Source organism: Nocardia sp. XZ_19_385 (assembly GCF_015355755.1).
GTDB lineage: Bacteria > Actinomycetota > Actinomycetes > Mycobacteriales > Mycobacteriaceae > Nocardia.
This window is the reverse complement of record NZ_JACVEE010000001.1, coordinates 720,790-733,785: the sequence shown is the minus strand read 5'-3', so window position 1 is coordinate 733,785 and position 12,996 is coordinate 720,790. Positions and strand designations below refer to the sequence as shown.

General features: G+C 68.0%; 15 protein-coding genes. 6 read left to right on the top strand and 9 right to left on the bottom strand.

Features of this window, described 5'->3' with window-relative positions; translation table 11 throughout:
- Window positions 1-61: 61 nt before the first annotated feature.
- The gene (locus tag IBX22_RS03355; protein ID WP_194813903.1) at window positions 62-928 is read left to right on the top strand and encodes an SDR family NAD(P)-dependent oxidoreductase; all 867 of its coding nucleotides are present in this window, start codon (window positions 62-64) and stop codon (window positions 926-928) included.
- A 4-nt stretch (window positions 929-932) separates the two neighbouring features.
- Here the strand turns inward: IBX22_RS03355 and IBX22_RS03350 are convergent, their stop codons facing one another.
- On the bottom strand, window positions 933-1,400 hold the full coding sequence (locus tag IBX22_RS03350) for a flavodoxin family protein (RefSeq protein ID WP_194813902.1): 468 nt from the start codon (window positions 1,398-1,400) through the stop codon (window positions 933-935).
- Between the two features lie 39 nt (window positions 1,401-1,439).
- Window positions 1,440-1,844 (bottom strand): DUF6223 family protein, encoded by a 405-nt coding sequence (locus IBX22_RS03345; RefSeq protein WP_309234403.1) that lies wholly within the window; start codon window positions 1,842-1,844, stop codon window positions 1,440-1,442.
- Between the two features lie 189 nt (window positions 1,845-2,033).
- Here IBX22_RS03345 and IBX22_RS03340 point away from each other — a divergent pair, with 189 nt between their 5' ends.
- Complete coding sequence (locus IBX22_RS03340) at window positions 2,034-3,134, top strand: sensor histidine kinase (protein ID WP_194813900.1); 1,101 nt, start codon at window positions 2,034-2,036, stop codon at window positions 3,132-3,134.
- Window positions 3,131-3,793, top strand: a complete 663-nt coding sequence (locus tag IBX22_RS03335) for a response regulator transcription factor (protein ID WP_194813899.1) — start codon at window positions 3,131-3,133, stop codon at window positions 3,791-3,793. Before IBX22_RS03340 ends, IBX22_RS03335 begins: the two co-directional genes overlap by 4 nt.
- Before the next feature lie 7 nt (window positions 3,794-3,800).
- On the opposite strand, the gene IBX22_RS03330 is transcribed toward IBX22_RS03335, so the two are convergent.
- Both IBX22_RS03330 and IBX22_RS03325 read right to left on the bottom strand, forming a co-directional pair.
- A complete protein-coding gene (locus IBX22_RS03330) occupies window positions 3,801-4,757 on the bottom strand; it encodes an alpha/beta fold hydrolase (protein WP_194813898.1) in 957 nt (318 codons plus the stop codon).
- Window positions 4,758-4,886: 129 nt separating this feature from the next.
- A complete protein-coding gene (locus IBX22_RS03325; RefSeq protein WP_194813897.1) occupies window positions 4,887-5,516 on the bottom strand; it encodes an FMN-dependent NADH-azoreductase in 630 nt (209 codons plus the stop codon).
- A 75-nt stretch (window positions 5,517-5,591) separates the two neighbouring features.
- On the opposite strand from IBX22_RS03325, the gene IBX22_RS03320 reads away from it, so the two are divergent.
- Window positions 5,592-5,954: a helix-turn-helix domain-containing protein gene (locus IBX22_RS03320; RefSeq protein WP_194813896.1), complete on the top strand. Its 363-nt coding sequence runs from the start codon at window positions 5,592-5,594 to the stop codon at window positions 5,952-5,954.
- On the opposite strand, the gene IBX22_RS03315 is transcribed toward IBX22_RS03320, so the two are convergent.
- From IBX22_RS03315 to IBX22_RS03300, 4 genes are all read right to left on the bottom strand, one after another.
- A complete protein-coding gene (locus IBX22_RS03315; protein ID WP_194813895.1) occupies window positions 5,955-6,776 on the bottom strand; it encodes a mycofactocin-coupled SDR family oxidoreductase in 822 nt (273 codons plus the stop codon). It lies immediately after the preceding gene.
- Window positions 6,773-8,350 (bottom strand): NAD(P)/FAD-dependent oxidoreductase, encoded by a 1,578-nt coding sequence (locus IBX22_RS03310; RefSeq protein ID WP_194813894.1) that lies wholly within the window; start codon window positions 8,348-8,350, stop codon window positions 6,773-6,775. The genes IBX22_RS03315 and IBX22_RS03310 overlap by 4 nt, the downstream gene beginning before the upstream one ends.
- Before the next feature lie 11 nt (window positions 8,351-8,361).
- On the bottom strand, window positions 8,362-8,973 hold the full coding sequence (locus tag IBX22_RS03305) for a TetR/AcrR family transcriptional regulator (protein ID WP_194813893.1): 612 nt from the start codon (window positions 8,971-8,973) through the stop codon (window positions 8,362-8,364).
- A gap of 64 nt (window positions 8,974-9,037) precedes the next feature.
- Window positions 9,038-9,916 (bottom strand): serine hydrolase, encoded by an 879-nt coding sequence (locus IBX22_RS03300; RefSeq protein ID WP_194813892.1) that lies wholly within the window; start codon window positions 9,914-9,916, stop codon window positions 9,038-9,040.
- Between the two features lie 36 nt (window positions 9,917-9,952).
- Between IBX22_RS03300 and IBX22_RS03295 the strand changes: the two genes are divergently transcribed.
- The gene (locus IBX22_RS03295; RefSeq protein WP_228538155.1) at window positions 9,953-10,936 is read left to right on the top strand and encodes a LysR family transcriptional regulator; all 984 of its coding nucleotides are present in this window, start codon (window positions 9,953-9,955) and stop codon (window positions 10,934-10,936) included.
- Here IBX22_RS03295 and bla read toward each other — a convergent pair whose 3' ends face one another.
- On the bottom strand, window positions 10,937-11,839 hold the full coding sequence (bla, locus tag IBX22_RS03290) for a class A beta-lactamase (protein WP_194813891.1): 903 nt from the start codon (window positions 11,837-11,839) through the stop codon (window positions 10,937-10,939). It lies immediately after the preceding gene.
- A 134-nt stretch (window positions 11,840-11,973) separates the two neighbouring features.
- On the opposite strand from bla, the gene IBX22_RS03285 reads away from it, so the two are divergent.
- Window positions 11,974-12,987, top strand: coding sequence for an LLM class flavin-dependent oxidoreductase (locus tag IBX22_RS03285; protein ID WP_194813890.1), 1,014 nt, complete (start codon window positions 11,974-11,976; stop codon window positions 12,985-12,987).
- The last annotated feature ends 9 nt before the right edge of the window (window positions 12,988-12,996 follow it).

Here is a 12,996-nt window from a genome sequence, read left to right as displayed (position 1 = left end):
TTGATACGGCATCGATTTCAGCACTATACGGCGTCAGATCTGTAACTTAGCATTGCTCACTATGTTTGGAATTGGGGAGTGGGTCCACAAGATCACACGCTGCCTGGACACCGAGTTGAGCCTGACGCGACTCCGTCAGCAAGAGACCCTCGACGAGGTGGTGGCCGGGCGGACGGTGCTGATCACCGGCGCCTCCTCGGGAATCGGGCGGGCCACGGCGCTGCGGTTCGGCGCCGCCGGCGCGACCGTCGCCCTGGTGGCGCGCAGGGAAGCGGAACTGCGCGCGGTCGCGACGGAGATCGAGGCCCTGGGTGGCAAGCCCTACGTATACCCCTGCGATCTAACGGATTTCGCGGCCTTGGACGCCATGGCGGCGCAGGTGCTGAGCGACCACGGGGGCGTAGACGTACTGATCAACAACGCGGGCCGGTCCATTCGGCGCCGGCTCGACGAATCCTATGACCGCTTCCACGATTTCGACCGCACCATGCGGTTGAACTACTTCGCTCCGGTGCGCCTGATGCTCGCCGTGGTGCCGGGTATGCGGGAGCGGAAGTACGGCTCGATCATCAACATCCTCTCGATCGGCAACCTGGCCGGTGGCCCCGGCTACTCCGCCTACACGGCGTCCAAAGCGGCGCTCGACGCGCTCTGCGTCAACTTGCAGGTCGAAACCCGTACGGACGACGTGCGATTCACCTCGGTCTTCATGCCGATGGTCCGCACGGCGATGATCGCCAAGAACGAGATCTACCAGGATGCCCGGGCGCTCACACCGGAGCAAGCGGCGGGCGCCATCGCCGACGGCGTCATCGGCCGCCCCCGCCGCATCGCCCCGATCCTCGGCCGGTTCACGGTGCTACTGGACCACTTGATCCCGGAGACACTGGACGACGTGCGGGCCAAGTTCTACCAACAAGGCCTGTAGGTAGTCAGCGGGCGATGCCGGCGCGCAGACCCTCGGCCCAGGTGCGCGCGGCTGCCAGATCGGACGCGTCGGGACGGCCCTTCCGGATGCCGCCGACCAGTTTGAACGGTGCGTAGGTGTCGAAGGCGCGGCAGGAGAAGGTGTCGACGACGTCGAAACCCTTCTGCCCCAGCTGATTTACCAGGGGACGTGAGAAGCGCTGGAGCCCGGCGTCCGGAAAACCGCTGGTGGCGAACACGAATGCCTTGCCGCGCTGGGCCTGCGGCAACGCCTCGACGAACTCGCGCAGCTGGGCATGGAACTTGCCGAGAAAGATTCCCGAGCCGAAGCCGACCAGGTCGTAGCCGGCGAGCTCGGCGGCATCGATGTGGTCCGGGGCGACGACGCGAGCCGCCAAGACCTCCCCGAGAACGTCGGCGACTCGCTGGGTGTTGCCATGCGACACAGAGGTGCACACGATGATGGCCTTCATACTGACTCCTTCTCCGATCAAGATCACGGACTCCCGTTGTCAGCCTAGTCCCGTACTGCGGCGGGCCCGCGACAGCGTCAGCCCGCCGAGGATCATGGCGATCAGGCCGAGCGCGATGGCGGCCCAGGCTCCCAATATTCCGTTGCCGGTGCCGGGCCCGCCATCGGCGGTGATCGCGAACAGCGTGCCGGCCACCGTGCTGATCAGGCCCAGGGCCAGCGCCGCGCGGGCGGCGCGAGATGCGTTGGAGCGCAGCGCCAGGACTCCGAGGAGGACAGCGGCCAGTCCCGCCAGTGCGGTCAGTGTGGGTCCGAGGCGCCCGGAGGTCATGCCGGAACTGGCGGCGATCGGCTGGAGCGAGACTTGCGCGACCGCCGGTGCGGCGAGCGCCACGCCGGCGAGCAGAAGTGTCGTGGTGGCGGTGAACAGCTTGCGGATGGACACGAAGTACTCCTTCATCAGGGGATTCGCTTCATCATGTCCGCGAGACCGCGCTCGGATCATCGTGCGGAAGCAGACAATTCGCGCTGCCGCGGGCGGTGCAGAGAGCCGGGAAACTACCGCGCCTGTGGTAGCCCGGGTTCCTCCGTGCGGAGGTGTTGCCCGAGGATGCCGCGGGGCTAGGGTTCACCTATGAAGGGTCGGCTCGGAGATTGGGCGCTAGCAGCCGGAGTTGCGGCTGTCGTGCTGGTGGCCGGTCTGGCCGAACAGCATGCGCCGACCGATCTCGATCCGCTGGGCTACGCGTTGCTGATCGTGAGCGGTCTGGCGCTGGCCGCGCGTCGCCAGGCCCCGATCCCGGTGCTGGCGGTAACCGGGTTGTGCGCGTTGGGCTACCAAGCTATCGGTATCGATGTGCCCGCCGTCGCGTTCGTCTTCGCGGTGTACGCCGGGGTGCGGGCCGGGCATCGGATGATCACGGTGATCGTCTCGGTGCTGGTGCTGGCCACGCTCCCGCTGGCGGCGCTGATGTCGGTGCACGACACCGGCGAGGCGTTCGCGCAAGCCCGCGGCGCACTCGAAATCGCCTGGCTGATCGCGGCCGGTGCGGCGGGGGAGGCGCTGCGGCAGGCCGAGCGGCGTGCGGACGAGGCCGAACGCGCCCGCGAGGAGACCGCCCGCCGCCGTGCCGACGAGGAGCGCCTGCACATCGCCCGGGAACTGCACGACTCACTCACACACCAGATTTCGGTGATCAAAGTGCAGTCCGAGGCGGCCGTGCATGTGGCCACCAAACGCGGCGAAGCGGTACCGGAACACCTGCTGGCAATCCGGGAGGCCGGGCGCGAGGCGGCGCGGGAGCTCCGCGCGACCTTGGAGGCCTTGCGCGACGACGGCACCAGCCCGCGGCCCGGGCTGGACCACGTCCCGGAACTCGTAGAACGGGCCCGCACAACAGGATTGGACGCGACCCTGACGATCGAGGGGCAGCCCCAGGACGTTCCCCTCGCCGTGGACCGGACCGGTTACCGAATCGTGCAGGAATCGCTGACCAACATCGCCCGTCATGCCGCTGCCGCGTCCGCGTCGGTCCAAATCGACTACCGCCCGGACGCATTGGTCATCCGTGTCGAGGACGACGGGAAGGCACTCCTCAGCGGCGCGCCGGTGCATGGTGTCGGGCTGCTCGGCATGCGCGAACGCGTCACCGCGCTCGGCGGACACCTGCGGGCCGCGCCACGAACCGACGGCGGGTTCGCTGTCCACGCCGAATTACCGGTGACTCCAGCATGATTCGCGTGCTGCTGGTCGACGACCAGCCACTGATCCGGAGCGGATTTCGCGCGCTGCTGGACCTGGAGGACGACATCGAGGTGGTCGCCGAAGCCGCCGACGGCAGTGCGGGTCTGGAGCTGGCCCGCGTGCACCTGCCCGACATCGCGCTCATCGACATCCAGATGCCGGTCCTCGACGGCATCGAGACGACCCGCCGCATCGCCGCGGACCCGGCCCTGGCGGGCGTGCACGTCGTGATCCTCACCAACTACGGCATGGACGAGTACGTCTTCCATGCCCTGCGCGCAGGCGCCGCCGGATTCCTCGTGAAAGACATTCAGCCGGAAGACTTTCTGCACGCCGTCCGGGTCGCGGCCCGCGGCGACGCACTGCTCGCCCCCTCGATCACCCGCCGTCTGATCAACCGCTACGTCACCCAGCCGCTGGACACCGGCGTCCTGCCCGGTCTGGAAGAACTCACCAACCGCGAACGCGAAGCCGTCGCCCTGGTCGCCCAGGGCCTGTCCAACGACGAGATCGCCGCCCAAATGGTCATCAGCCCACTCACCGCGAAGACCCACATCAACCGGGCGATGACCAAACTGCACGCCCGCGACCGCGCCCAATTGGTCGTTCTCGCATATGAATCCGGTCTGGTGACCCCGCGCGCGCGGTGAGTCGTCCTCAGGCGACGAGCGTGAGGTGCGCGCCCTGGCGCTCGCCACGTCCACCCGCCCGGGTCATGAGGCGGGCGAGCGCCCCGGCGACCTGCTGCGGCTGCTCCAGGATCACCGAGTGGCCGGCGCCGTCGACCAGTACGAGATCGGCGTATTCGACGGCGTTCGCCATCGCGACCGAATGGGCGGGCGGCGTCATGAGATCGGCGGAGCCGCACAGCACCAAGGTCGGAATCGTGGACAGCAGCGGCAAGGCGTCGGTGCGGTCGAAGGTCATGAAGGCGCTCAGGAAGCTCGCCATCGTGACGATCGGGGTCTGGTTGTGCATCGCGTTGGCGAGGGCCAGGACGCGGGGGCTGACCTTGCGGTTGCCGAACTCGGCGGTGCGGATGACCGGCGCGAAAACCTTGGCGGCCAGCAGTTTCGCGTGGCGCATGAAGGTGGGTGCGACGCGCACGGCGGCCTGGAAGACCGAGATCGCGGGGTTGCGGAGCAGGCGGCCGAAGCCCGCGTCGGCGAGGCCGCTCGCCGCGGTCGCGATCAGTGCGACGCCGGTGATGCGGGCGCCGATTTCGTGCGGCTGCTGGGCGGCGTAGGTGAGCACGGTCATGCCGCCCATCGAATGTCCCACCAGGACAACGGGACCGGTGGGGGCGACGGTGTCGAGCACCGCACGCAGGTCGTGGCCGAGCTGTTCGAGGTGGTAGGTGCGGCGGGGGGCGGCGGCGGAGTCGCCGTGGCCGCGGTGGTCGTAGGAGACGATCCGGGCCGCGGGGTAGTGCCGCCGCACCGCGTCCCGGACGTAGGTCCACGACGCGGTGCGCAGGCAATGCCCGTGCAGGAGAACCACTGTCAGCTCCGCGTCCCGGGGGCCGTATTCGCGCACCGCGAGGAGCACGCCGTCGTCGGCCGCGACCGTGACACGACGTTCCGCCGAGGCGGCGATCGTGCTGCGGTTCGACATGGGATGCTCCGGTTCGCTGGTGTTCCCTCAACTTTCCGCCGGAGGGGCTGTCGATCACAGAGCCCCGAGTGCTGAGCCGCGGCACCCGGAGGGGGAGCGAATCCCCACCCAGGGTGGAGAACTGACCGCTCAGGCCGTGAGCTCGGCGACCCGATCCCGGGCCGCGGCCAGCGATTCGCTGAGACGCTCGCCGCCGAACTCGTCGTTGCCGACATAGACGAACTGCAGATCCTCGATCCCGATGAACCCGAACACAGTTCGCAGGTAGGGCTCCACCTGGTTGAGACCGGCGAGCGGCCCGTCCGGCTGGTATCCGCTGTCGCCGGTGGAGACGATGAAGAACGCGCGCTTGCCCGGCGGCAGCAGCGGCGCATAGGGATCGGCGAGTTCCGGGTCGAAGGAGAAGGTGCGCCCGACCCGCACGATCTGATCGATGTAGGCCTTGAGCATCGCCGGAATCCCGAAGTTGTACATGGGAACTCCGACCACCAGCACGTCGGTGCCGAGCAGCTCGTCGACCAGCTCGTCGCTCAACGCGAGGTCCGCGAGCATCTGCGGGGTGCGTTCCTCGGGCTTGGTGAACGCCGCCGCGATCCAGCCCTCGGTGAGGTGTGGCGGCGGCTGGCATCCGAGGTCGCGGCGCGCGACGCTGACATCGGAACGCTGCCGCACCCAGCGTGTGACGAAGTCGCCGGTGAGGCTGCGGGTGTGCGAGCGAGCGCCGCGCGGGCTGGCATCGAGATGAAGCAACTTGGTCATACCGGGAAGCGTGCCGGAGCCACGCACCTCGCGTAAGAGCGCACAATTCTGTGACTCGGTACCATTTTTGTCACCATGACTCGACGCAAAGAAGATCTGCAGCTGGACTGCCCGATCGAGGTGACCCTCGACGTGATCGGCGGTAAATGGAAGGGAATGGTGCTGTATCAGCTGATGCTGGGCACCGCCCGCTTCAACGAACTGCGCCGCGTCATCCCCGGCGCGACCCAGCGCATGCTGACCCTGCAACTGCGCGAACTCGAACGCGACGGTGTGATCACCCGCACCGTCTACCCCGAGGTCCCGCCGCGCGTGGAATACGACCTCACCGAGTTCGGCCGCAGCCTCGGCCCCCTGCTGGATCTGATGGAACGGTGGGGCGAGCGCTACCTCGTCGAGGTCCGCGACGCTTCCGGTCAGGTCGCCGCGGCCAGCTAGTCACCGGGCCAGGAAGCCCTTGTCGACCGGGACCTGGGCGCCGGTGATGACGCGCGCCTGATCGCCCGCCAGCCACACGACGACATCGGAGATCTCGTCAGGCTCGACGAGTCCGTCGGTCTTCAGCAGGTTCGGCGGGAAGCTGTAGACGAACCCGGGGTGCTCCTCGAACAGTTTGTACATCGAGGTGTCGGTGCCCAGCGGGGTGTTGGTGCCGTAGGGGAGCAGCACATTGGCGCGGATGCCGTATTCGCCGAGTTCGACGGCGAGCGTCTTGGTCAGGCCGACCACCCCGAATTTGCTTGCCGCGTAATGGCCGCAGCCGGGTGGGGCCTTGACGCCGGCCGAGGAGCTGATCGTCATGATGGAGCCGCCGTTGCCCGCCTCGATCATCGGGGGGACCACGGCTTTGATGGTGTTCCAGACGCCGGTCAGGTTGATGTCGACGGCTTCGCGGAACTGTTCGGGGGAGATCTCCCAGATCCGGCCCCAGCTGCAGACGCCGGCGTTGGCGACGACGATGTCCAGGCGGCCGAAGGTCGCGATGGTGTCGGCGATGACGCGCTGCTGTGCCGCCAGATCGCGGACATCGAGCTGCTGGGTCAGGATCTTGCGGCCCTCGGACTCGACGAGTCGAGCGGTTTCGGCGAGGTCTTCCGGTTCGGCCATCGGATAGCCGCTGAACTCGGCGATCGGCGCGCAGACGTCGACCGCGACGATATCCGCGCCCGCGCGGGCCAGGCGGATCGCGTGCGAACGGCCTTGTCCGCGTGCCGCTCCGGTGATGTAGGCGACCTTGCCCGCCAGTGTTTGTTCGGTCATATCCCTGCCTCGATTCTTTCGATACCGGCGCTGCGGGGCGTCGGTGCTCCGCTGTCGCGGAGAAACCAGTAGTCGCTCAGCGCGGAGTAACGGCTGAACCACAGTGCGCCGCTGATGGTTTGCGGCCGGTAGTAGAGCGCTTCGCCCTGGGAGTTGACGAAGTAGGTGCGCAGATCGGGATTGCAGTCCACGACATAGGTGCTGATCACCTTGTCGTGCCGCCGCATCTTGGCGACCCAGCGATCGAAGGCGTCGGCGCGGACCCGGGCGACGGTGGCGCGGCGGCGCCGGGTTTCGGTGATGATCCGAACCGCATGGCGCGCAGTGAGATCCACGAAGGTGTGCCAGGCGACGCCGACGTAGCCCTGCGGTCCGACCAGTGACCAGCGGTTGGGCAGGCCGTGATGGGCGCTGCCGCCGTAGCTCCGCACCCCGTTACGGTGGTAGTCCTCGGCGAGGTCGAATCCGTTGGGGCCCACGACGGTTCCGCGCCGGTAGGTTTCGGGATCGGTGAACAGCTCGTAGCCGGTGGCCAGGACGATGAGATCGTAAGGCTGCTCGGCTCCGTCGGCGGTGCGGATGCCGTCCGGAGTTATGCGCTCGATGCTGTTGGTGATCAAGGAAACCGAGGGCGAGGCCAGCGCGGTCAGGAAGCCGCTGGACAGGATGGGTCGCTTGGCGAGGATGCCATAGGAAGGCGCCAGTGCCTGGCGATCGGCGGGGTCCGCGACCTTCGCCCGGAGCATCAGCCGGTAGAGCGCGCGCCAGATCATGTCGTACTGCGGCAGCACCTTCGCCAAGAGTGGCCGCGGCAGGATAGGCAGCACGTTGCAGATCAGTTGCAGCGGCAATTCCATTGCGGCCAAAGCGAATCCGTTGAGGAAGGCACTGACCCCGGGGAGCCCGAGGATGCGCTGCGTGCGTGCGGACAGCTCGGCATCGGGCTTGGGCAGGATCCACGAGGGCGTGCGCTGATAGACATCCACCTGCCGCGCGGTCTCGTAGATCGCCGAAACGATCTGTACCGAGCTGGACCCGGTACCGATGACCGCAACGCGTTTGCCACGGTGGTCGTAGTCGGGGTCCCAGGAGTTCGGACGCAGGATCGTTCCGGAAAACGTGTCGCAGCCCGGTATTTCGACGGGCTTGGTGTTGATGTAGCCGCCGACCGCGTTGATGACGAACCGCGCCCGGATCGGGTCACGCTCGGCCAGATGCAGCACCCAGACCCGCGCGTCGTCGTCCCAGACCTCGCGCCGGATCTCGCTGCCACCCCGAAAGTGCTTGTACAAGTCGAGATCCGCGGCGACCTGACGGTTGTACCGCTGGATTTCCGGCCCCTCGGGAAACAGGCGCGACCAGTCGAACTTCCGCGCGAACGGGAACTGATAGAACAGGGTCGGCACATCGACGAACAGGCCGGGATAGACGTTGTCGCGCCAGCTGCCGCCGAAATCCTCGGCGCGCTCCAGGATCAGGAAATCGGTGATACCCGCGCGCTGCAGGTGATGCGCGGCGGTGATACCGCCGGGGCCGGCTCCGATGATCGCGACCTCGACATATTCACTTGTCATACCGCTACTTCCTATGAATTACGTTTCGGCGCAAGGCCGTTGAGCAGAAGATCGCCGGTGCGCCGCCGGGCGTCGTCGGCGCCGGTGAATCCCGCCACGGTGAAGGGCAGCAATTCCAAACTGAGCAGCACCCGGACGATCCAGTCGCCCGCGTGCATGGGCTCCACCCCGGAATCAACTTCGCCACGCTCCTGGGCCTGGGTCACCAGGCCCGCCCAGAACGCGGCCCAGCTGTGACTCAGCTGATCGCCGTAGTGCTCGAGCAGGGTGGCGATGATGCTGTCGGTGCGCAGCGGTGGGGCGAGGACCGGTGGGGTGCTGGCGTGCTGGTAGATCATGGCGGCCGCTTCGCCCACCTGCTCGCGCAACGTCGGCTGCGGGGCGACGGTCCGGGCCAGGCCGTCGATGAAGGCGTTGCACAGGTAACCGAGACCCGCGTTGATGGCGGTTTCCTTGTCGCCGAAGCAGTTGTAGACGGTGCCGCGCGAAACCCCCGCGGCCTTCGCGACATCGGTCAGCCGGAAGCCACGCACGCCGGCTCGGCGCACGCATTCGGCTGCGGCCAAGACCAATTCGATCGGCGGGTCCGCCGGAAGGGCTCGTGCGGCCGCCGCGTTGTTCATGTTGAACAGATTACGTCAAAGTGTTCAATCGTCAAGGGGTGATTCCCCGAATCGGTTGATCCGCTCAGCTTCTCAGCGCATCCACGGCGAGCCGGGCCGCCCGCGCCATCGCCAGGTCGACATCGATACGGCGCGAACCCAATTCGTCGGTGCGGGCGAAGATCGCCAGCGCGTACCGGCCGCCGTCCGGGTACTCGACCACCCCCGCTTCCATGTGCAGCCCGGGCAGAGTGCCGGTTTTCGAGGCGACTCGCACGTCATCGGGGAAGCCCGCGGCGATCCGGGTCCAGAACATCTGGTGCCGCAACAGGTTTCGCGTCGCCGCGCAGGCCGCCGGAGTTCCGGCCGCGTCCCGCCAGATCAGGCCGAGCAGGCGGGTGATCTCCCGCGCGGTGCTGGAGGTGGTGTGCTCCGGCTGGAAAACCCGCATCCCCGCGACCTGTTCCCGCGTCAGCGTCGGATAGATCGCCGCGAACTCGCCGCCGTCGCGCGCACCCACGTCGGCGAGCATCGATTCGAGCAGCTGACGCGGACCACCGATCACCCGGGTGCGGTCCAGCCCGAGCTCGGCCGCGAGCAAACCCGGTGTTTCCCTTCCGATTCGGTGCAGCAGCAGATCCGCGGCGGTGTTGTCGCTGACCGACATCGAGAAGTAGGCCAGGTCCCGCAGCGACACCTCGATGTCATCCGCGCAGCCCGCCGTGCCCCAACCGCCGAGCCGGTCCTCGCCCCGGATCAGCACCCGCTCGGTCGGATCCACCTGACCCGCGTCCACCTGCCGGCAGAACTCCAGCACCAGCAGGATCTTGAAAATCGACGCGATCACCACCTGCTCCTCGCCGCCGAGGGTGATCTCCCGGCCGTCGGCGATGTCCACCGCGTGCAGCGTGCCCCGCACCGGCACCTCGTCGAAGATCTGCTGAATGCGTTCCGATGCGGCCATCCCGCCACGATAACCGGCACTGATACGCGATCGAATATGGTGGGCAACGTGGACCTCGCCCGGCATTTGCACTACTTCCTCACCGTCGCGGGGGAACTGCATTTCGGCCGGGCCGCCGAGACGCTCGGCATCGCGCAACCGCCGCTGAGCCAATCGATCCAGCGCCTGGAACGCGACCTCGGCGTCCAGCTCTTCGATCGCTCGCGGCGGGCCATCGCCCTCACCGCGGCCGGGGAACTGCTGGTCGAGGAGGCGCGCGCCCTGCTGGCCGCCGAACAGCGCCTGCGCACGGTGATGCGCAAGGCGGGGGAGGGCGACCTCGGCACGTTGCGCGTCGGCGTGCTCTCCGAGACTCCCGCCCCGACCTTGCAGGCGCTGCTCCGGCTGCTCGCCGAACAGGCGCCCGCGCTCACCATCGACCTGCAAGAGCTCACCACCGCCGAACAACTCCGGCTGCTCGCGACCGCCGAACTCGATATGGGACTTGTCCTGCAGCCGATCGAAGAACCCGATCTGGTGCACGGACCCACCGCGGCGGTCCCGCTCGGCGTGGTGCTGCCCCGCACCTCGCCGCTCGCCCGGCTGCCCGAAGTGGACTTGGCCGACCTCGCGGGCCACGACCTCGTGCTGCCGCCCAGGGCGACCGCGCCCGGCTGGCACGACCATGTCCTGCAGGTCTGCCGCGCCCACGGCTTCGATCCGGCGCGCATCCGGCACGCCCGCAACCAGGAATTCGCGCTCGGTCTGGTGCTCGCGGGCAACGGCGTGGCCTTCCTGCAGGAGGTGCTGGCCCGCCGCGAACCGCGGTTGGCTTGGCGGCCGCTCACCGGTGGGCCGCTCGTGCGCCGCGTTGTCGCGGTGTGGGCCGGCACCGCCGCACACCCGGCGGTGCCGCGCTTCGCGCAGGCCGCGACGGCGATAATCGCCGCCGACGACGCTCCCGCACCCTTGGTCGCGCCAGGGGTGAACAAACTCTGGTCCGTTGTCTACTCGCGCAACCCGGTCGATCCGCTGCGATGATCAGCGGAGTACGGAGACAACATCTTTCGCCGCCTCCGCGATCAGCGGGCTGTTCGGTTCGGCCTGCTCGGTCGCGTGGGTGGACAGCACCGCGATCACGATCGGTGCGCCGCCGCCCGCCGGCCAGGTGACGGCCACGTCGTTGGCCGAACCGTAGGCGCTGGAGGTGCCGGTCTTGTCGCCGGTCGTCCAATCGGCGGGCACGCCCGCCCGAATCCGGCTGCCACCGGTGGTATTGGCCTTCAGCCACGCCACCAGCTGGTCCCGCTCCACGGTGGGCAGCGCGTCGCCGAGGGTCAAGGCCTGATAATCGCGGACGATCGCGGCCGGTGTCGTGGTGTCCCGCTCGTCACCGGGGATGGCGGTGTTGACCTCGGGCTCCCAGCGGTCCAGGCGCGACACCTGATCGCCGATGCTGCGCAGGAACTCGGTGACGGCCTGCGGTCCACCGAGCAGTTTCAGGATCTCGTTGGCGGCGGCGTTGTCGCTGTAAGTGATTGCGGCGTCACACAATTCGCGCACCGTCATGCCGGTGGCGATCCGCTTGCCGGTGACCGCCGAACCGTCGGCCTTCGCGACGTCGGCCTCGGTGAAACGGATGTTCTGTTCCCAATAGCCGCTGGCCAGCGGATGCGCTTTCAACAGCGCCGCGCAGGCGAGGGTCTTGAACGTGGACAGCATCGCGAACCGCTCGTCCGCGCGGTGCCCGACGGTTTTCCCGGAGCCGGTGTCGAGACCGAAGACCCCGAGCCGGGCCTGATGCCGGCTCTCGATATCGGCCAGCTGGGAGACGGCCGCGGGTGCGGCGGAGGCGGGGGCCGGTTCGGTCGTCGCGGTCCCGCACGCGCCCGCCAGGGGGAGCAGCACCGCCAGCATCATCGCGAACTTCTTGCTCTTGATCATGCAGACACGACAACACGCGATCGGCACGGCTGTCCAAGACCAAACCGTGTGTCGACCGATATCCGATGCGATATCACCCCAGGGTGAGATAGGCGACGAAATATCCGGGACCATCGAAGACGTTGCAATCTCGTATGCCCTTCGCACTCTCGATCCTCGATCTGGCGACCGTCAACCGCGGCCAGACCGCCCGGGACAGCTTCCACAACAGCGTCGCCCTCGCGCAGGCCGCCGAACGCACCGGCTACCGCCGCGTCTGGTACGCCGAGCACCACAACATGCGCTCCATCGCGTCGAGCGCGACAAGCGTGCTGATCGGCTATGTCGCCAACCACACCGAGTCCATCCGCCTCGGCGCCGGCGGCATCATGCTCCCCAACCATTCGCCCCTGGTGATCGCCGAACAGTTCGGCACCCTCGAATCGCTGTTCCCCGGCCGCATCGACCTGGGCCTGGGCCGCGCCCCCGGCAGCGACCAGAAGACCATGTACGCGCTGCGCCGCGACCCGGCCACCGCCGAGAACTTCCCCCGCGACGTCCTCGAACTCCAGGGCTACCTGACCGGCAACACCCGCGTCTCCGGCGTCCAAGCCGTCCCCCGCGCGGAAACCGTTGTCCCCCTCTACATCCTGGGCTCCTCCCTATTCGGCGCCCAACTCGCCGCCCACCTGGGCCTGCCCTACGCCTTCGCCTCCCACTTCGCCCCCGACGCCCTCCACGAAGCGGTCGCCGTCTACCGCGACACCTTCAAACCCTCCGAGCAACTGTCCGAGCCCTACGTCATGGCCGGCATCAACGTCTTCGCCGCCGAAAACCACGACGCCGCAGTCGAACAGAAAACCATCGCCTACCGCGCTCGAGCCCGCGCCATGATCGCCCGAGGCCCCGCCGCCGCCGACTTCACCGACGCCGAAATCGACGCCTTCCTCGCTTCCCCCAACGGCAGCCAACTCTCCGCAATGACCCGCTACACCGCCGTCGGCACCCCCACCGAAGTCCGCACCTACCTCGAGGACTTCGCCACCTCCATCGCCGCCGACGAACTGATCACCACCCACTCCGCCACCGGCATCGAAGACCGCGTGCGCTCGGTCGAACTCACCGGCCAGGTGATGGCGGTGCAGCCGGACGTGTCCGCTTCGATCTAGCCTGCGGGT